The following is a 19751-nucleotide window of genomic DNA, read 5'->3' on the forward strand; positions in this document are numbered from 1 at the left end:
TCAACATGACTGTCAATGATATACCCCTGATTTCGTTTTTCCAGCGCGTCCTCGACCCGATCATCATCATGGGCTTGCTGTACCTGATGACGGTTTTGTCGGGTTCGACATTCACTGGCTATACGCTGGTGCTGATGATACTGGCCGTCTTCATTTCGTCGACGGTGTTCCAGCATGTCGACCCCTACCGTACCTGGCGCAGCGGCCGCATGCTGGCCTATGCGCGCGATATCCTCGTCGGCTGGACCATCGTCGCGCTGATCCTCATCTTCCTGGGTTCGGCCACGGGCCTGGCCTATCATTTCGATACCGAAGTGGTGCTGGCCTGGTTTGTCCTCACGCCCTTCGTGCTGCTGGCCGGGCACCTGGCCGGGCGCAGGTTCAGCCTGCGCCCGGACGGCGACAGCGAAGTGCGCTCGGTGGTCATCATCGGCGCCAACGACGCCAGCCTGAAGTTTGCCGCCACCGTCGAGCGCAATGCCAACCTCTTCATGCAGGTGCATGGCTTTTTCGATGACCGCACGGACGACCGCTGGCCGGAAAAGATGCGCGAACCCATGCTGGGACGCATGGATGACATCGCCACCTACGTGCGCGAACACAATATCAAGATGATCTTCATCAGCCAGCCGATTTCGGCCCAGCCGCGCATCCGCAAGATGCTCGATGAGCTCGAAGATACGACGGCTTCCGTATATTTCTTGCCCGATATTTATATCTTCGACCTGATGCAGGCGCGTTTCGACAACGTGGGCGGCATGCCCGTCATCGCCATCCGTGAATCGCCGTTCACGGGCTTTAACAGCATGGTCAAACGGGGCAGCGATATCGTGCTGGGGCTGGTAATCCAGGTCATGCTGCTGCCGGTGATGCTGGTCATCGCCATCGCCGTCAAGACCACCTCGAAAGGCCCCGTGATTTTCCGCCAGCGCCGCTATGGCCTGTATGGCGAAGAGATCGTCGTCTACAAGTTCCGTTCCATGACGGTGGGCGAAGATGGCGACACGGTGGTGCAGGCCACCAAGAACGACCAGCGCGTGACGCGTGTCGGCGCTTTCCTGCGCCGCAGCTCGCTCGATGAGTTGCCACAATTTCTCAACGTCTTGCAGGGCCGCATGAGCATCGTCGGGCCGCGCCCGCATGCCGTCGTGCACAACGAGCAGTACCGCAAGCTGATCAAGGGTTACATGTTGCGCCACAAGGTCAAGCCCGGCATTACGGGCTGGGCCCAGGTCAACGGTTTGCGGGGCGAGACGGAAACGCTCGACAAGATGGAGGCGCGCATCCATTTCGACCTCGATTACCTGCGCAACTGGTCGCTGTGGCTGGATCTGTGGATTATCGCGCGCACGGTCAAAGTGGTGCTGGCGCGCGAGAACGCCCATTGAGCGTCAGTATACTGCCAGCAGGAAAAAATAGCGTTTGAATATACTTTGCACGGAGTCAATACGCGTTAAAATGGAGCATCTATAGAGCACCAGCGCATTACGCGACCACTCCGCGCTCACCTTGCCACGAGTCGTGCCGGCCATGCGCCATTACTTTCCTCTTGGAAAGGGTTCACGATGTGTGCAGTATCCGGCCTTGCCCCTGCCGGTCGTGCGTCACCCGGACGGGCAGCCGTCAGGGACGGCACGCGCCAACTATCATTATTAAAGTCAGTCTGAGCCACGCAATACATAATTTTTTGCAATCAAGTAGACTGTGGAAATAGTTGTTTTTATATCTCATTAGTAGATTTTTAAGCAAATATTTTGCTTGTCGTCATGCATTATGTGTATTATGTTTACAATATTGTTAATTATTTGACGAATAACTATTTTTTTCGGGGTGTCTGTGCGGTGCAGCCTGGCCATGGGCCGTTATACTGCGCCGGATTTTCCACCCGTCATACCTGTCATCCGAAGGAGCACGCTTGAATCATTTTATTCACTCCCGCCCCGCGCCACGTTTGTTGTGCGCCGCCCTGGTTCTGCTGGCCGCTGCTGGCCTGTCCGCCTGCGGCAACAAGGAAAAAAAGGCTGGCCAGGCGCTGGCCAGCGTGAACGGCGAAGAAATCACCGTCCTGCAGTTGAATGAAGAGTTGCAACGCGCCGGCGTGCAGGCGCCGCAGCAGGCCGCGGCCAGCAAGCAGTTGCTCGAGTCGCTGATCGACCGCCAGTTGCTGCAGAACGAAGCGGCCAAGGAAAAGGTCGACCGCGATCCGAAAGTCATGCAAGCCATCGAGCGCGCCAAGGCGCTGATCGTTGCCCAGGCATACATGCAAAAGCGCATCGGCGCGGCCACCCGCCCGAGCAAGACCGAAGTGGAAGAGTACTTCGCGAAAAATCCCCTGTTCTTCAGCCAGCGCAAGCAATTCGATTTGCGCGAGCTGGTCATCCCGACGGCGGCGCTGAACGATGAGCTCAAAGCCGTCATGGACCGCGCCAAGTCGCTGGAAGACGTGGCGCAATGGCTCGACGAGCACAAGATCGCGTTCGGCCGCACCCAGGTGTCGCGCACCAGCGCCGACCTGGCGCCCGAACTAAGCAGCAAACTGCAATCGATGCCGAAGGGCCAGCTGTTCATCGTGCGCGAAGGCGAGCGCAGCCTGCTCATCGCGCTGGCCGATATCAAGGACACTCCGGTGGGCCTGGACGCGGCCGCGCCGCAAATCGAACAGTTCCTGGCCAACAAGAAGAACAAGGATGCGGCCGAAGCGGAACTGAAGCGTTTGCGCGCCAGCTCCAAGATCGAGTATTTCAACAAGGATGCGGCGGCCTCGGCCAGCGCATCGGCAGCGGCACCTGCGGCAGCGGCGCCGGCGAACAGCGCGCATGAAGCCAATGAGCGCGGCGTAGCGGGATTGAAATAAGTGACTTATCGACAAGTAGTTAAACATCAGCAATCTACCAACGGGAATCTGCAATCATGAAACGACTCGCAAACTGGATGATGGCGGCCTTTCTGGCCCTCGCCGCAGGCATGGCCGGTGCAGCCGATGTCCCCCTTGGGGCTGGTGATGTGCTGAAAATTTCCGTCTACGGCAACCCGGATCTGGGCCTGGAGACGCGCGTCAGCGAAGCGGGGGAAATCACCTTCCCTCTGGTGGGCGCGGTGGCCGTCGGCGGCCTGTCCACGTCGGCAGCGGAAAAGAAACTGGGCGGCCTGCTCGAGAGCGGCGGCTTCCTGCGCAAGGCGCAAGTCAACATCATCGTCACCAGCCTGCAAAGCCAGCAGGCATCCGTGCTGGGCCAGGTGAACCGCCCGGGCCGTTACCCGGTGGAAGGCAAGCGCAGCGTGATGGACATGCTGGCCATGGCCGGCGGCGTCAGTCCTGACGGTGCCGACCAGATCACCGTGATCCGCAAGCGCAGCGGCACTGCCACGCGCGACGTGGCCGATATCCTCGACATCGTGCGCAACGGCGACCTGAAGGGCGACATGGAAGTGGGCGGCAACGACATCATCTACGTGGAACGCGCGCCGCGCTTCTACATCTACGGCGAAGTCCAGCGTCCGGGCGCCTTCCGCCTGGAACGCAACATGACCGTGCTGCAAGCCCTGTCCGTGGGCGGTGGCCTGACCTTGCGCGGCACCGAACGCGGCGTGCGCGTCAAGCGCCGCAATGCGGCCGGCGAGATGGAAGTGCTGCCGGTCAAGCATGACGACCTGCTGCGCGTCGACGATGTCGTGTATGTCCAGGAAAGCCTGTTCTAAGAGCAACTGGCTCCCTACCTTTTTGTATTGAAAGTTTCCAAATGAACCTCACCCAACTATTGCTGATCCTTCGGGCGCGCAAGAAGATTGTGCTGCTGACCTTGATGATCACCGTGGCGCTGGCGCTGGGCGTCAGCCTGGTGCTGCCGAAGACCTACAAGGCCACCAGCACCCTGCTGCTGAACTACAAGGGCGTCGATCCCTTGACGGGCATGACCATGCCGGGGCAGTTGCTGCCTGGCTACATGGCGACCCAGGTCGATATTATCGGCAGCAAGAACGTGGCCTTGCGCGTCGTCGACCAGCTGGAACTGGCGCGCAGCCCTGCCGTGATCGCCCAGTTCAATGACGCGGCACAAGGCAAGGGCACGGTGCGCGACTGGCTGGCCGACTTGCTGCTGAAGAAACTCGAAGTGATGCCGTCGCGCGAAAGCAGCGTGGTCGATGTCAGCTTCAAGGGCGCCGACCCGCAATTCGTCGCGGCCGTCTCGAACGCCTTTGCGGAACAGTACCAAAAGGTCAGCATCCAGCTGAAGGTCGATCCGATGCGCAAGGCGACGACTTACTTCGATGACCAGACCAAATTGCTGCGCGATAACGTCGAGCGCGCGCAAAGCCGTTTGTCGAAATACCAGCAGGATAACGGCATCGTCAGCGTCGACAACCGCCTGGACGTGGAATCGAACCGCTTGAACGACCTGTCGGCGCAACTGGTGCTGGCGCAGGGCCAGGCCATGGAAGCCAATTCGCGCCAGCGCATGGCGCAGGGCGGCAACCTGTCCGAATCGCCGGACGTGGCGTCGAATCCGCTGATCCAGAGCCTGAAGCTGGGCCTGGGCAATGCCGAGGGTAAATTGGCCGAACTGGGCCAGCGCCTGGACCGCAATCACCCGCAATACCAGAGCGCCAAGGCGGAAGTGGACAAGCTGCGCCGCGACCTGGCCGAGCAGACGCGCGCCACCTCGCAAAGCGTGGGCAACAATGCACAGATCCTGCAGCAGCGCGAAGGCGCGATCCGCGCCGCACTGGCGGCGCAAAAAGCCAAGGTGCTGGAACTGAACCGGACGCGCGATGAAATGGGCGTGCTGAGCAAGGATGTGGAAAGCGCCCAGCGCGCCTTCGACGTGACTTCGCAGCGCCTGTCGCAGACGCGCATCGAAGGCCAGGCGGAGCAGTCCGATATCGCCATGCTCAACCCGGCCACGGCGCCGATCGAGCCGGACAGCCCGAAGATTCCCCGCAACGTGCTGCTGTCGATCTTCCTCGGCCTCATGCTGGGCTGCGGCATCGCGCTGCTGGCCGAATTGCTGGACCGCCGTATCCGTTCCGACCAGGATCTGAGCGAAGTGCTGCAGATTCCCGTGTTCGGCGTGGTCGACTGGAAACCTAAACAGCGTCGCATGCGCGGCATGCTGCCGCGCCGTTTGCGCCTGAACTGAGATGGAACCTATCATGACTTCAAGTCCACACCTCCTCAATACCACTGCACCCCTGGTGCGCGGCGCCGATTCCAGCATTGGCGGCCTGTTGCTCGAATCGGGCAAGATCACGCCGGAAAACGCCGAACGCGTGCTGCGCATGCAAAAGGAACTGGGCATCCGCTTCGGCGAAGCTGCCCTGCGCCTGGGCCTGATCACGGAAGCCGATATCGAGCAGGTGCTGGCGCGCCAGTTCGACTATCCCTACCTGCAGCCGGGCGCCGGCAAGTATCCGCAGGAACTGGTGGCCGCCTACCAGCCTTTCAGCCACCAGGTGGAAACCCTGCGCGCCGTGCGCAGCCAGCTGATGCTGCGCTGGTTCGCCCGCGGCAGCAAGTCGCTGGTGGTGCTGGGCATGGAGCCGGGCGACGGCGCCAGCCTGTTCGCGGCCAACCTGGCCGTGGTGTTTTCCCAGCTGGGCGAGCACACCTTGCTGGTCGACGCCAACCTGCGCGCGCCGCGCCAGCAGGAAATCTTCGACCTGAAGACGCGCCAGGGCCTGTCCGACGTGCTGGCCGGCCGCGCCGAACTCGATATCATCGCCAAGGTGGAATCGTTTGTCGCGCTGTCGGTGCTGGCTGCCGGCACCTTGCCGCCGAATCCGCAGGAATTGCTCAGCCGCACCTCCTTTGTCACGCTCAACAAGCAGCTGGAAAGCCGCTATGACGTGGTGCTCTACGACGTGCCGGCGTATGCCACCGGTTCCGATGCGCTGGCCGTGGCCGCGCGTGCCGGCGGCGTGCTGCTGGTGGCGCGCAAGAACAAGACGCCGATGGCGGAAGTGGCGGCCATGGCCGAGCAAATGACGCATAGCGGCGCCCAGGTGGTCGGTTCCGTGATGGTCGACTTTTGATGGCTGCGCCTGGCCACGCCATGCCGCCGGCACAGGCCGGCCGCTCCGCCGTGCCGGACTGGCTGCCGCTGGCGTTGGGCTTTCTTGCCATGCTCGCGCCCAGCCTGGTCGGGCTGTTCCGTGGCATCTGGTCGACCGAAGAGCAGGCGCACGGTCCCATCATCCTGGCCCTGTCGCTGTGGCTGATCTACCGCAAATGGCCGGAGATGCTGGCGCAGAGCGCTGGCGCCCGTCCGGCCCGCGCCGGCTGGCCGCTGCTGGCCGCCGCGCTGCTGCTGTATGTGCTGGGCCGTTCGCAGCACATCCTGTCGCTGGAAATCCTCGCCCTGATCGGCACCGGCCTGGCGCTGCTGCTGCTCAAGCGCGGCTGGATTGCCGCGCGCGTGCTGTGGTTTCCCTTCTTTTTCATGCTGTTCATGGTGCCGCTGCCGCTGCCGCTGGTGACGACCCTGACCATGCCGATGAAAATGGCGGTTTCGTATGTGACCGAACACCTGCTTTTCCTGGCCGGCTATCCGATCGCCCGCAATGGCGTGATCCTGCAGATCGGCCAGTACCAGCTGCTGGTGGCCGACGCCTGCGCCGGCTTGCAGACCTTGCTGACGCTTGAAGCGCTGGGCCTGTTTTACCTGAACCTGGTGCGGCATACTTCGCCGTTCCGCAACATCGTGCTGGCCCTGCTGATCGTACCGATTTCCTTCACTGCCAATGTCATCCGCGTGATTGTGCTGACCCTGATCACGTATTACTTCGGCGACGCGGCCGGGCAGGGCTTCCTGCATGGCTTCGCCGGCATGGTGCTGTTCATTTCAGCGCTGCTGCTGATCCTCAGTGTCGACAGCTTGCTGCAGTGGATCGTGCGCAAGCGCCAGGCGGACCGCGCGCCAACCGTGGGAGCGTCGACATGAACGCGGCACTGCGCATGAATATGCTGCTGGGCGCCTTGCTGCTGGGCGCGGCCATCCTCAGCCACGGCGTGGCGCCGGGCGTGAAGATGGCCGACCAACGCCCGAGTTTTTCGCTCGAAGCGGCGATACCGCAAGCCTTCGGCGAGTGGCGCGTCGACAGTTCCATCGTGCCGCTGCAGGTGGATCCGGAAACCCAGGAACGCCTGAACAAGATCTACAACCAGACCCTGTCGCGCACCTACATCAATGCGCACGGCGAACGGGTGATGCTGTCGATCGCCTACGGCGGCGACCAGAGCGACAACATGGGCGTGCACAAGCCGGAAGTGTGCTACGCGGCGCAGGGTTTCCAGGTCGAACGCGACGAATATGGCGAGCTGGCTTCGGCCTACGGCAGCCTGCCCGTGAAGCGCTTGTTGGCCGTGAATGGCAACCGCAGCGAGCCCATCACATACTGGATCACCATCGGCGACAAGATCAGCAAGGTGGGCATGCAGCAGCGCCTGGAACAATTGCGCTATGGCCTGACGGGCACCGTCGCCGACGCCATGCTGTTCCGCGTGTCGAGCATCGATACGGATTTGCCGCGCGCGTACCGCCTGCAGGCCGATTTCGTCAACGGCTTGCTGGCCAGCATGCCGCCGGCGCAGCGTAGCCGCCTGATCGGCGCGCCGCCCGGATGAGGCATGGCTTGAACGATGAGAGCGTGCCAGCGGGCGTGGCACGGCGCGGCAGACAGCGAGAATCATGAGCAGCGACATCAACAAGAAAAGCGTCAGCGCCGTCAAGTGGGCGGCGATGGGCACGGTCCTCATGTTTGGCCTGCAACTGGTCACGCAAGTGGTGCTGGCGCGCCTGCTGGGGCCGGAAAACTACGGCTTGTTTGCCATGGGACTGATTGTGCTGACATTTAGCAACTTTCTGGCCGATTTCGGTTTTTCCTGGGGGCTGGTGCAAAACCGCACGCTCAGCGAGGAAGACGTGCGCTTCACGGTGACGTGGCAGGCGCTGACGGGCCTGGCGGCCATGACCTTGCTGTTTTTCATGGCGCCGTGGATCGCCGCGTACTTCAAGGAACCGCGCATCGCGCCCGTGATCGCCTGGATGAGCCTGACCTGCCTGCTGAATGCCCTGACGGCGCCGGGCAGCAGCCTGCTGCGGCGCGCCCTCGATTTCCGCTGGCTCAACATCATCCAGGTGAGCAGCTACATCGTCGGCTACCTGCTGGTGGGCTTGCCGCTCGCGTATGCGGGCGCCGGCGTGTGGACTCTCGTGTGCGCCTGGCTGGGACAGGCTTCCACGGCGCTGGTGCTGACGTATGCGCGCACGCGTTTCTCGCTCAAGCCGCTGCTGTGGTACGAGGGCGCGCGGCGCTCGACGAATGTGGGCGTGACGGTGTTCGTGACGAATCTGTGCAACTGGTGCCTGAACAATATGGACCGCGTGTTCCTGGGCCGCTTCCTCAACGCCCACGCGGTGGGCGTGTATGCGGTCGGCTACAACCTGGCCAATACGCCCAATTCGCTGTTCCTGAGCGCCTTGCAGCCGGCGTTCCTGGCCACGGGCGCCAAGCTGCAGGACGATCTGCCGCGCCTGCGCGACACCTATCTGTCGGTGCTGGCGACCATCTGGATCATCATCCTGCCGCTGTTCGTGCTGCTGGCGATGACGGCGCCGGACTTGATCGGCGTGTTGTACGGCAAGGTGTGGCAAGAGTCGGGCATCGTGCTGAGCATATTGGCGCTGGCCATGCCCGCGTATATCACGTGGGGCATGTCGACGCCGATTTTATGGAATACGGGCGGCAAGCACCTGGAAAGCCTGCTGCAGCTGCCGCTGATCGTGCTGGCTGGCGCGGCGCTGGTGCTGTGGGCGGGGCAGGGCGGGGCGGTGGTCGCCATGATCGCCGCCGGCACCTTGCTGGCACGGGCGCTGGTGGTGGGCACGGTGGCGTGCGTGCGCCTGCAGGTGGGGCTGGGCGACCTGGCGCCGCTGGCCGCGCGCGGCCTGGCCATGGGCTTGCTGGCCGCCGCCGGCAGCTGTGGCGGCGCCGTGTTGTGCGGCCTGGGCGGCAGCCATCCGCTGCCTGCTTTCCTGGGCGGCGCGGTGTTCGGCGGCCTGACCCTGTTACTGGCCGTGCTGGCCTGGCCAGAACTGCTGGGCGCGCGCGCGGTGGGCATGCTGGCCCGCTTCAGCCCGCCGCTGCCGGCCAAGGTGGTCTCTTATCTGCGCGCCCGCTGTGGCGCGCGCGACAACTTACTGGATACGCGAGAACTACATGAGTGAAATACTGTTTGGCCTGTTTGCCGTGGTCGCCGCGCTGGTGGTGGTGTTCGTGATCGCCTTGAGCATTCATTGGGGCAGCAAGCGCGAGACGGGACTGGTGCCCTATGTGTTCTATCCGGTACTGCTGTCGATCGCCGTGGCGGCCATCCTGTCGAACCGCGATATCTCGGGCAATGACCTCCTGCTGGGCATGCAGACGGTGGTGCGGCATCCGGCCAGCGCCTGGTTTGGCCGGCTCACGTCCCTGTTCGTGATCTTTGCCTGCGGCGAGCGCATGTTGCACCGCCTGACTTCGCGCGACAAGGTCCAGCCGATGCCGATGCTGCTGTTCTGGGCGCTGTTCGTGTATTTCCTCAGCAATATCGTCAGCCCGGCCCTGCTGGGGCGTCATACCGATGTGTCGCATGAATACCTGTACATGTTCCTGGCCGGCTATGCGGCCTTGCTGATGACGCCGAAGGAGGTCGACCTGAGCGTCATCTCGATGCGCAACGCCACCTTGCTGTTCCTGGTGCTCAGCGCAGCCGTGTTTGCCTGGAAGCCGAACATGGTCATCAACAAGAATTACCACGGCCTGATTCCCTTCCTCAGCATCCGCTATGCGGGCCTGGCCAATCACGCCAACAGCCTGGGACCGATGGTGGTGGTGTTCCTGCTGTGCTTGTGGCGCAAGCCTTATGCTTCGCGCCTGCTGAACCTGTTCGCCTGGGGCATGGGCCTGGCCAGCCTGTTGCTGGCGCAATCGAAAACCAGCTGGGTCGCCTGCATCCTGTGCTTTGCCTGTGTCGCGTATTTCGGTTTCCGCGAGCAGATCAAGGAGCGCCTGTTCGATTACCGCCGCCCGCAATTGTCGATCATCGGCATCTTCTGCTTCATCCTGCTGTGCGTGCTGGGCATGTTGTTGGTGATGTTCGGCAATCTCGACGCCAAGCTGGCGCGCTTTGCATCGAGCAACGAAGGCTTCGACCTGATCAGCTTGACGGGACGCGACGTGATCTGGCAGGTGGCGGTGCAGGAATGGCACAAGAATCCCGTCTTCGGCTACGGCTTGCCGCTGTGGGATGACGCGTTCCGCGTCAGCATCGGCATGCCCTACGCCACCCATGCGCATAGCCAGTTTTACCAGAGCCTGGCCAGCGCCGGCACCATCGGCGCCATCGGTCTGGTACTGTATGCCATGGCGCTGCTGTATGCCTGCGCGCGCACGGCGCGGGCCAGCCAGGGCCTGTCGATGGCCCTGTTCGTCCTCATCGCCATCCGTTCGATCAGCGAAGTGCCGCTGTCGCTGACGGGCTTTGCCGCCGAGGCGATGACGCATTTGCTGTTGCTCATCATCGTGACGGCGTATTACCCGGTGGCCGACCGGCAGGCCGTCAGGGCGCGCAAGGTGCGCGTGCCGGGGATGGCCTGATGCTGTGCTCGGTCATCGTGCCGCTGTATAACAAGGGGCCGTATATCGAAGCGGCGCTGGCCTCGGTGCTGGCGCAAACCCATGCCGAATGGGAAGTGGTGGTGGTCGATGATGGTTCCAGCGATGATGGCGCGCAGCGCGTGCTGGCCTGCGCCGATGCGCGCGTGCGGCTGGTAAGTCAGGCGAATGGCGGCGTGTCGCGCGCGCGTAACCGCGGCATCCAGGAAGCGCGTGGCGAATTGATCTGTTTTCTCGATGCGGACGACTGGTATGGCCCCGTGTATCTGGAAACCATGGTGGCCATGGCGCGCGCGCATCCGTCGGGTTCATTTTTCGCCTGCGGCTTCGAACGCATACCGGACAGCAGCCTGGCGGCGCTCAGCTACCAGGGCGCGGCAGTGCGCGAGACGCGCCTGCTGGACGACTTTTTCGAGCGGCGCCGCCGTGGCGGACCGTTTTTCTGTACGAATTCGGTGGCCATCTGGCGCCGCGACTTGTTGCCCTTGCAACCGTGCTTTCCGGAAGGCGAGTCGGCTGGCGAGGACCAGGACCTGTGGTTCCGCCTGGCCGAGCGTCTGACGCTGGCGTTTACGCCGGCACAGCTGGTGGCCTACCGTGTCGAGGTGGCCGGCAGCCTGTGCGCGATCGAGTCGGTCGATGTGCTGGCGCCCACGTTCGAACGGCTGGAGCAGCGCGCCCGGGCCTGGCCGGCGGCCAATCCGGCGCGCCGTTCCGCCTTGCGGCTGGTGTCGGATGCGCGCGTCAGCGTGGCGCGCGCGGCGCTGGCGCGGGGCCGGCGCGGCGAAGCGCTGGCCGGGCTGCGTCGCGCCGCCAGCGGCGGCATGTCGCGTCACTGGTGGGTGGCCCTGGCTTTGTGCTGTTTGCTGCCGACCCGGCTCGCCGTCAAATGGCAAATGTGGCGCGAAACGCACATTATTGGCTGAGCTGAAACTAATATTAATGCTTGAAAGAATACTTTAGGTATATGCTGCAGGTATTCGCAGTGCCTTCCGCAGTGTCTTCGCCTTTTGCCCGATCTTGTACGGCGGGCCGTCCTGTGTCTCGCAAGCAGCCTCGACAGGAGGCGTATGATATGCCCCACGCAGCGGCGGTATCTTGCTCGATAGTTGATGTTAAGAAGGTAATCTATGAAATTCGCTAAATATACACTGGTCAAGGTAGCGCTACTGCTCGTCTGTTCGGCTTGCGGCCAGGCCCAGGCCGACTGGGCGCTCGCGACCGATCCGCTGGCTATCCGCACCTTGCCGGACAACCGCCAGATCCAGCCGCAAAATCCCCCCAGCTTCAGCTGGTCGCGCCATCCGCAGTCGCCGGCGTCCTATCTGATTGAAGTGCGTTCCGCGGGCACCGTGGTCAGCACCTTCACATCGGCGCGCAACTGGTACCTGCCATCCAAGAAATTTGCGGCAGGCACATATAGCTGGCGCGTGCGTCCCAGCACGAGCAATGAGTGGTCGAGTCCGCGAACTTTTGTGATCGATGCCACATCGAAAGTGTTCGAAGTGCCGGAAAACGCCACCTTGCGCGCGGCCGTCGTATTGCGTCCGCGCCCGCGCGGCCTGGAGGATAATGCGACCTTTTTTGCGAGCTGGAGCGCGGCCAAGCGCGCCGACCGCAGCCAGGTGCTGACCTGGCTGAGCAATGAAGTCAAGCGCAACATGACGGAACTCGCGCCCGTTTCCGACGCCGAGTGGCCTTTGTCGCCAGGCAAGGTACGCACTGCCGCCAACGAGGCGCAGAATGCGCGCGTCATTTCGCGCACGAATCTGAGCGCACGCCAGCTTGAGGCGGCCTCGCTGCTGTATCGCGTGACGGGCGAGAACCAGTACCTGGTAGAGGCGCTCAAGCGTGGCGACCAGCATGCCGCGCTCAGTACGAGCGGCGGTACCAGTTTTGTCAACCATGACCAGGGTAACCGCGCCATTGCGCAAAGCCTGATCAAGGCGGTCGACAACCTGGGCAGCGCCCTCGATGCGCCGCGCCGCGCCCTGTGGCTGGACAAGGTGCGCGTACGCACGAATGCGATGTACCTCGACCTGGCAGCGCAGACGGGGCGCCTGGACCAGTATCCCTACGATTCCCACGCCGCCAGCAATATCGGTTTCCTGACGCTGATTTCAACGCTGTCCCTGGGCGATATCCCGGAGGCGAAGGACTGGTTCGATTTTTCGTTCCGCGCCTTTGTCAGTTCCTACAGCGTGTGGAGCGGTCCCGAGGGCGGTTTTGCCAACGGCACGGCGTATGCCGAGTATGAGGCCGACTACGCGCTGCAGATCTGGCCCGCCCTGGCTTACGCGACCAAGGTCGACCTGTTCACCAAGCCCTGGGCCAGCGGCTTCCTCGATTACCTGATGCATTTCGTGCCACCCGGTTCGCAGACCCACGTGTTTGGCGACGGGCACGAGACGCTGCCTGAAATCCGCATGATGAAGGGTTTCGCCGCGCATTTCGCCACGCCTGCCGCGGCGTGGTATTTCAAGAACCTGATCCGTACCGACGATTCGCTGGCTACGCTGCAGGCGCCGTACCCGTTGCCGGTGGCGACGGTGGTCACGCCCGCGCCGCCAGCCAACTCGGCGTATTACCCGAGCATCGGCTGGGCCGCCATGCACAGCGACATCGGCAATCTGCAGCGTACCTCGGTGTATTTCAAATCGAGTCCCTATGGTTCGTTCAATCACAGTCATGGCGACCAGAACGGCTTTGTGCTGGCCAGCGCGGGCGTACCCCTGCTGACGGAAAGCGGCTGGTACGACTGGTACGATTCGCCGCTGTGGACGTCATGGTACCGCCAGACCAAGGCGCACAATGCCTTGACGTTCGACAATGGCCAGGGCCAGCTGGTCGACGGTTATGAAACGACCATGGCGCGCAACGGCCGCATTACCGCCTTTGCTCCCAAGGCAACCGTCGACTATGTGGCGGGCGACGCCACGCTGGCCTATGGCGGCCAGCTCAAATCGGCGCTGCGCAAGCTGTGGTATTTGCGCACCATGGACGCCGTGGTGGTGCAGGACCAGGTGACCTCGGCCACGCCGCGCGTGTTCGAGTGGAACTTCCATACGTATGCGCCTATCGTGGTCGACGCCGGCGGCGCGATCTCGGTGACGAATCAGGGCCGCAAGGTGTGCGTGGTGCCGGTCAGCACCGGTGCGCGTTTCGAAAAGCGCACGGGACCTCCGCCGCAGCCCGGCACCTATGAAGAGCATGGGGTGTTCATCAAGTCGGCCGCGGCGCTGAGCGGCGAGTTCCTCACGGTGCTCGATGTCGGCTGCAAGAAGCCGTTGATCAAGCTGGGCAGCAACGGCACGGCCCGCACGCTGACGGTCGGCAAGCAAGTGGTGACATTGCCGAACTGACCGCTGGTTCCAACAAAATCCACTGTCGTTGTTGCGGCAGTGGATTTTTTTCAAGGCGCCAGCAGAAATTGTTCGATTTCCTGGCCCGGTCCGCCGCGCTGCTCCATCCGGGCATAGGCGCGCGACACTTGTCCGGCCAATGCTTCCCGGAAGGCGTCGTCGGACAGGGCGCGCCGCAAGCCTTCGCGCATGGCGGCGCTGTCGCCGGCGGCAACGAAGCCCGCGTAATCGCGCCCCAGATACGCTTCGATGGCTTCGTGGCGCGTGGCGATCAGCGGTTTGCCATTGCGCAATACCCGCAGCAGCACGCTCTGGCCACACGCCTCGCCCTGGCTTTTCAGTGGCATGGCGACTACCCGGCTGCCTGCCAGCAACCTTTCAAACTGCGCTTCCGGCAAGTCGAGATGGACCGTCGTCCGCGCCGGGTCTTGCGCGGGGATCTGGTTTTGCGCCGACGCCACGATTACCAGGTGCGCTTCCAGCCCACGCGCCGCGTCCAGCAACAGGTCGTAATCGCGGTTGGAAAAGCCGCCGGCGAAGATGCTGCCGTCATCTTGCCGCTGGGCCGCCGTGGTGGCGCCGTCGAGATGCTGGCGCCACAGGTGGAAGTGCACGGCGGCGGGCGCGATGCCGACGTTGTCGGTCAGGTTCAGCGTTTCGCCGCTGGAAAACGTAATGAATTCCAGTCCGGGGAAATTGAGCAGGCGCCAGGCCCGGTTGATCACGTTGCGGGCCCGCGTGCCATGGATGAAACAGGCCATCACGAGCAGGCGCTGCGGGCGCGGTAGCAGGCCCAGGCGTATCAGCGCCAGCACGGGCAGGGCCTGCCAGCCGACGACCAGCAAACGGTCTTGCTGGTGCCATAATTTGCGCGTACGCAACAGCGACGGCGACAGCATGGCCGCCAGGATGGACAGTTTTCTGCGCATCTGCGGCTGCGCCTGCGCATCCGGCCCGATATGCGTCACGCGCGCGCCGCCTGCCGCCAGATGCTCGACGATGTCGTGGTAGGTTCCCGCTTCCGACAGCAGCACATGGATCATTGTTGCGCCTTATTAAAAATGAACATTATCACATTAAAACAACAGCCAGCGCCGTTCCGGCGGTTGTTATCACTAAATTAATGATTGGCAATCGACGGAATTATTATAATAGCATTAAAATAGATGTTTACACATTGTTTCAATGAAAGAGCTGTCACGCTGCGGCCAGTTTGCCGCGCCATTGCCGTTCGCTGCTGGCGCAACGTTGGCTTGATGTTATTAGTGCAATATAATTAATTATTTCGTAAGGGTATGATATGCTTCGGCGCATGGCGTATTGTATCTGCCTCAACCTTCTTTTGCCGTCGAGCCGCCTATGTCCCTGAAGATTTTGCAACTGGTGCCGGAAAGCCTGCCCACGTTTCGCCCTGATGTCGCGGTGCTGTTCGGCAAATACCTGCCGCGCCATGGCGTCGAATGCGATATCGTCGGCATGCCGTCGCAACAGGCGCCGCAGGCGCAGGGCTTTCGCTCCGTGCGCCACGGGCGTTTCCTGGACAGCCGTCTCTTGCGCGAACTGGCGTTTCAGTGGCTTTGCCTGCGCGTCCTGGTGGGCGCCCGCCGCGCCAGTTGCGATGCGATCCAGGTGCGCGACATGGTGCCCACGGGCCTGCTCGCCATGCTGGTGGCGCGTCTGAAGGGCATACCGTTCTATTACTGGGTGTCTTACCTGATCAGCGAGGGACGCATCGAACGCGCGCGCAGCAGCCTGGCGCAGCGCCCCACCTTGCGCGCGCGCCTGGTGCTGTGCAAGGGCTTGCTCGAACAATGGTTGCTGTACCGCATTGTGTTGCCGCGCGCTAATCACGTCTTCGTGCAAAGCGAAGCGATGCTGCGCATGATGCGGGCACGCGGCATCGCGGCGCAGCGCCTCACGGCCGTGCCCATGGGTGTCGACATGGAAGTGTTGCAGGCGCAAGCCATCGCGCTCGTCCGTCCGGGGGGCTGGGAGGAGGTGCCCTTGCTGGCCTACCTTGGCACACTCGACCAGTCGCGCCAGCTGGAACGCTTGCTGGACGCCTTGCTGATCGTGCGCCGGCACATCCCGGATGCCTGCCTGCTGCTGATCGGCGCTTCCGATACGCCATCCGACGTCGATGATTTGCTGGCCTATGCGCAGCGCGCCGGCCTGGCCGGGGCCGTGCGCGTGACGGGCTGGCTGCCCTCGGACCAGGCGTGGCCCCTGCTGGCCGGGGCCGATGCCGCGCTGTCGTATATTCCCCGTGGCGCCCTGTTCGACGTCAGTTCGCCCACCAAGCTGCTCGAATACCTGGCCCTGCGCATGCCGGCCGTGGGCAATGACAGTCCGGACCAGGCCGAAGTGCTGACGGCCAGCGACGCAGGCTGGCTGACGGCCAGCGAACCGGCCGCGATGGCTGCGGCGATGACGGCCATCTTGTCCGATGTGCCCGCAGCGCGCACCCGCGCCCAGGCTGGCGGCGCCTATATCGAGGCGCAGCGCAGCTACCGCGTGCTGGCGCAGCTACTGGCGCAGCGCTACCAGGATTTGGCCAGCGCGCACCGTTGACGCCCGTGGCTGGATGAGCAGGCAAGAAGTTGTTGCCGAACACGTAAACGGCGCTCAGAATGCACCATGGGTCGTGTTCCCTGGAAGAAAATTGTTGTAGATGTTAGCGCAATGCAGCAAATATATTTGTCTTCGCGTCTAAATTACAAAAGTACAACATATAATACCAATATGACTACGATAATGCTGCTAGGACCTGCACTGACTGCGGTGAGCGGGGTAACCACCCATTTGAATCAACTATTTCACAGTTCTTTGTCGCAAGACTACAAGCTCGTGCACTTCCAGGTGGGCAGCGAAGGGCGCAACGAGTCGCGTCTGCACAAGCTGCTGCGTTTTGCCTGGAGCCCCGTGCAGTTCGTGCAGGCCGTGCGCCAGCAGCGCCCGCAGATCGTGCATATCAACACGTCGATGGAGTGGCGCAGCTATTGGCGCGATATCGTCTATCTGCTGCTGGCCAAGGCCATGGGCAAGCGCGTCGTGTACCAGGTGCATGGCGGCGCATTGCCACAGGTGTTTTTTAACGGCAAGCCATTGCTGACGGGCCTGCTGCGGCGCGTGCTGCGCGCGGCCGATGTGGTGGTGCTGCTGGCGCAATGCGAATTGCAGGGCTATCGCGACTTCGATCCCGCGCTGGCGCTCGACGTGATACCCAATGCCATCGATGCGGGCAGCGACCCCGGCGACAGGCCGCTCTTGCCGCAGCGTCCGCTGTCACTCGTGTACGTGGGGCGCCTGGCGGAAAGCAAGGGCCTGTTCGACTTGCTCGAAGCGCTGCGCCTGGCGCGCGCCGCTGGCGTGCAGGCAACGCTGGCACTGGCCGGCAGCGGCCCCCTCGAAGCGGCGCTGCGCGAGCGCGTCGCCGGACTCGGTTTGCAGGAGGCGGTGCGCTTTCTCGGCCCCGTCTTTGGCGCTGAAAAGGAAGCCGTGTGGCGCCAGGCCGACCTGTTCGGTTTTCCCACCTTGCACCAGGAAGGCTTGCCGTATGCGCTGCTCGAAAGCATGGCCGCGCGCACGCCCGTCCTGGTGTGCCCCGTGGGCGCGATTGCCGACGTGATGCAGGATGGCGTGCATGGCGTGTTCTTGCCGCCGCGCAAGCCACAAGCGCTGGCGGACGCCATCGTGCGCCTCGACGGCGACCGCGCCCTGTTGCAGCGCATGGGGCAAGCATGCCGCGAGCGCATCGAAAGCGCCTATACGGTCGAGCGCCTGGCGCAGGATTTCCGCCGCGTCTACCGCGCCTTGCTGGCGCCGCCGGCAGTCTAGCCGAACTCTTTTTTAAGCGAGCCTATATGTGCGGTATTGCCGGTTTGATCTTTCCCTCGTCCGTTGCCGGCCTGCCGGCCGCGCTCGACGCCATGGGGCGCACCATCGCCCACCGCGGCCCCGATGACACGGGCGTGCTCCAGGCGGCCACGGCCGACGGCGCCTGGCAGGTGGGCTTGCTGCACCGCCGCCTGTCCATCATCGACATCGCCACGGGCCACCAGCCGCTGGGCAATGAGACGGGTGACGTGCAAATCATCTTCAATGGCGAAATCTACAATTTCCAGCCCCTGCGTGACGAGCTGATCGCGCTGGGCCACCATTTCCGCACGGCATCGGACACGGAAACCATCGTGCATGCCTACGTGCAATGGGGTGAAGAGTGCGTGCAGCATTTCCGCGGCATGTTTGCGTTTGCCATCTGGGATGCGCGCAACGACCGCCTGTTCATGGCGCGCGACCCGTTCGGCAAGAAACCCCTGTTCCTGTGGCAGCACGAGGGGAAACTGGCTTTCGGCTCGGAAATCAAGGCGTTGCTGTCCTTGCCGGACGTGGCGCCGCAAGCGGATGAGGCCGCCATCTGGGATTATTTCGCCTACCGCTACGTGCCGGGCCCGGCCACCTTGTTCCAGGGCATCCGCAAGCTGGCGCCCGGTTCCACGGCCACGTGGGAAAACGGCGTGCTGCGCGAGCGCGTGTATTACACGCCGCCCGACAGCCGGCCCCGCCTGGCGGCCCCGCTGCCGGCCGACCCCGTCGCCACCTTCCTCGGCAAGCTCGATGAATCGGTGCGCATCCGCATGATTTCCGACGTGCCTTTCGGTGCCTTCCTGTCCGGCGGCATCGATTCGTCGGCCGTTGTGGCGCTGATGTCGCGCCATGCGGGCGTGCCCGTGAAAACGTTTTCCGTCGGTTTCAAGGAGGGCGGCTTCAGCGAGCTGGCGTATGCGGCCGATATCGCGCGGCAATTTTCCACGGAACACCATGAACTGGAAGTGTCCGTCGACCAGGTCATCGCCTTGCTGCCCGACCTCGTGCGCTTCCGCGATGCCCCCGTGGCCGAACCGTCCGATATTCCCATCTACCTGCTGGCGAAAGAATCGCGCAAGACGGTCAAGATGGTCTTGACGGGCGAAGGCTCCGATGAAATCCTCGGCGGCTACCCCAAGCACGTCTACGAGCGCTATGCGGGCTATTACCAGATGCTGCCGGGCTTGCTGCGCCACGGCTTGATCGAACCGGCTGTCGGCGCCTTGCCCTACCGTTTCCGCCGCGCAAAGACGGCCATCGTCAACCTGGGGCTGGAAGCGTTCGACGAGCGCATGCCGCGCTGGTTCGGCATGATGTCCGACCAGGAACGCTCGCGCCTGGTGGCCATGCCGGCGCCGTCGCGCCAGCGCGATCCATCGCTGGGCTGCGGCAGTGCCGGCAACAGCGCCTTGCGCCGCATCCTGTGCTTCGATCAACTGAGCTGGCTGCCCGACAACCTGCTCGAACGGGGCGACCGCATGACCATGGCCGCCTCGCTGGAAGCGCGCATGCCCTTCATGGACCACGAACTGGCCGCGTATGTGTCGAGCCTGCCGGACGAGTACCGCGTGCGCGGCCGCACCACCAAGTGGATCTTGCGCGAAGCCATGAAGCAACTGCTGCCGCAAGCCATCCTGGAACGGCCGAAAGTGGGCTTCCGCGTGCCCGTCAACGAATGGTTCCGTGGCCCCATGAAGGATTACTTGTACGACCACCTGACGGGCGCCGAGTCGCGCACGCGCCACTATTACCATGCGCAAGCCCTGCAGCAAGTGCTGGCCGAGCACGTGGCCGGGCGGCAAAACCACGAGAAGCTGCTGTGGAGTTTGCTCACCCTGGAAATCTGGCACCGCCAGTATCTGTGAGACG

The 19751-nt window shown here is 63.2% G+C and carries 15 protein-coding genes; 14 read left to right on the forward strand and 1 reads right to left on the reverse strand.

The annotated features are described in order from the left end of the window. Nucleotides 1-5: 5 nt before the first annotated feature. From SJI03_RS14430 to SJI03_RS14480, 11 genes are all read left to right on the forward strand, one after another. The gene (locus SJI03_RS14430) at nucleotides 6-1388 is read left to right on the forward strand and encodes an undecaprenyl-phosphate glucose phosphotransferase (RefSeq protein ID WP_099378951.1); all 1383 of its coding nucleotides are present in this window, start codon (nucleotides 6-8) and stop codon (nucleotides 1386-1388) included. A 527-nt stretch (nucleotides 1389-1915) separates the two neighbouring features. Next, a complete protein-coding gene (locus SJI03_RS14435; RefSeq protein ID WP_322427633.1) occupies nucleotides 1916-2854 on the forward strand; it encodes an EpsD family peptidyl-prolyl cis-trans isomerase in 939 nt (312 codons plus the stop codon). Between the two features lie 56 nt (nucleotides 2855-2910). Then, nucleotides 2911-3699, forward strand: a complete 789-nt coding sequence (gene epsE / locus SJI03_RS14440; RefSeq protein ID WP_099378952.1) for a polysaccharide export protein EpsE — start codon at nucleotides 2911-2913, stop codon at nucleotides 3697-3699. Nucleotides 3700-3740: 41 nt separating this feature from the next. Further along, entirely contained in the window at nucleotides 3741-5138 is a 1398-nt protein-coding gene (gene epsF / locus SJI03_RS14445; protein ID WP_099378953.1) for a chain length determinant protein EpsF, read from the forward strand. Between the two features lie 13 nt (nucleotides 5139-5151). Next, complete coding sequence (gene epsG, locus SJI03_RS14450; RefSeq protein WP_035828798.1) at nucleotides 5152-6030, forward strand: chain length determinant protein tyrosine kinase EpsG; 879 nt, start codon at nucleotides 5152-5154, stop codon at nucleotides 6028-6030. A 20-nt stretch (nucleotides 6031-6050) separates the two neighbouring features. Beyond that, nucleotides 6051-6938 carry an exosortase B gene (gene xrtB, locus SJI03_RS14455; protein ID WP_099378954.1) on the forward strand — a complete coding sequence of 296 codons (888 nt, stop codon included), beginning with the start codon at nucleotides 6051-6053 and terminating at the stop codon, nucleotides 6936-6938. Next, a complete protein-coding gene (epsI, locus tag SJI03_RS14460) occupies nucleotides 6935-7621 on the forward strand; it encodes an exosortase-associated protein EpsI, B-type (protein ID WP_322427634.1) in 687 nt (228 codons plus the stop codon). Before xrtB ends, epsI begins: the two co-directional genes overlap by 4 nt. Nucleotides 7622-7685: 64 nt before the next feature. Then, nucleotides 7686-9224: a lipopolysaccharide biosynthesis protein gene (locus SJI03_RS14465; protein WP_322427635.1), complete on the forward strand. Its 1539-nt coding sequence runs from the start codon at nucleotides 7686-7688 to the stop codon at nucleotides 9222-9224. After that, entirely contained in the window at nucleotides 9217-10635 is a 1419-nt protein-coding gene (locus tag SJI03_RS14470) for an O-antigen ligase family protein (RefSeq protein WP_099378957.1), read from the forward strand. Before SJI03_RS14465 ends, SJI03_RS14470 begins: the two co-directional genes overlap by 8 nt. Beyond that, nucleotides 10635-11579 (forward strand): glycosyltransferase family A protein, encoded by a 945-nt coding sequence (locus tag SJI03_RS14475; RefSeq protein ID WP_322427636.1) that lies wholly within the window; start codon nucleotides 10635-10637, stop codon nucleotides 11577-11579. The genes SJI03_RS14470 and SJI03_RS14475 overlap by 1 nt, the downstream gene beginning before the upstream one ends. A gap of 204 nt (nucleotides 11580-11783) precedes the next feature. After that, nucleotides 11784-14015, forward strand: coding sequence for a heparinase II/III domain-containing protein (locus tag SJI03_RS14480; protein WP_099378959.1), 2232 nt, complete (start codon nucleotides 11784-11786; stop codon nucleotides 14013-14015). A gap of 50 nt (nucleotides 14016-14065) precedes the next feature. Here the strand turns inward: SJI03_RS14480 and SJI03_RS14485 are convergent, their stop codons facing one another. Continuing rightward, the gene (locus SJI03_RS14485; RefSeq protein WP_322427637.1) at nucleotides 14066-15058 is read right to left on the reverse strand and encodes a glycosyltransferase; all 993 of its coding nucleotides are present in this window, start codon (nucleotides 15056-15058) and stop codon (nucleotides 14066-14068) included. Nucleotides 15059-15374: 316 nt separating this feature from the next. Here SJI03_RS14485 and SJI03_RS14490 point away from each other — a divergent pair, with 316 nt between their 5' ends. The 3 genes from SJI03_RS14490 to asnB all read left to right on the forward strand — a co-directional run bounded on the left by SJI03_RS14490 (nucleotide 15375) and on the right by asnB (nucleotide 19747). Then, the gene (locus SJI03_RS14490; protein ID WP_322427638.1) at nucleotides 15375-16586 is read left to right on the forward strand and encodes a glycosyltransferase; all 1212 of its coding nucleotides are present in this window, start codon (nucleotides 15375-15377) and stop codon (nucleotides 16584-16586) included. Nucleotides 16587-16817: 231 nt separating this feature from the next. Continuing rightward, nucleotides 16818-17852: a glycosyltransferase family 4 protein gene (locus SJI03_RS14495; RefSeq protein WP_322427639.1), complete on the forward strand. Its 1035-nt coding sequence runs from the start codon at nucleotides 16818-16820 to the stop codon at nucleotides 17850-17852. A 26-nt stretch (nucleotides 17853-17878) separates the two neighbouring features. Next, on the forward strand, nucleotides 17879-19747 hold the full coding sequence (gene asnB / locus SJI03_RS14500; protein ID WP_322427640.1) for an asparagine synthase (glutamine-hydrolyzing): 1869 nt from the start codon (nucleotides 17879-17881) through the stop codon (nucleotides 19745-19747). The last annotated feature ends 4 nt before the right edge of the window (nucleotides 19748-19751 follow it).

It is taken from the genome of Janthinobacterium sp. GMG1 (genome assembly GCF_034427795.1).
Taxonomy (GTDB): domain Bacteria; phylum Pseudomonadota; class Gammaproteobacteria; order Burkholderiales; family Burkholderiaceae_D; genus Janthinobacterium.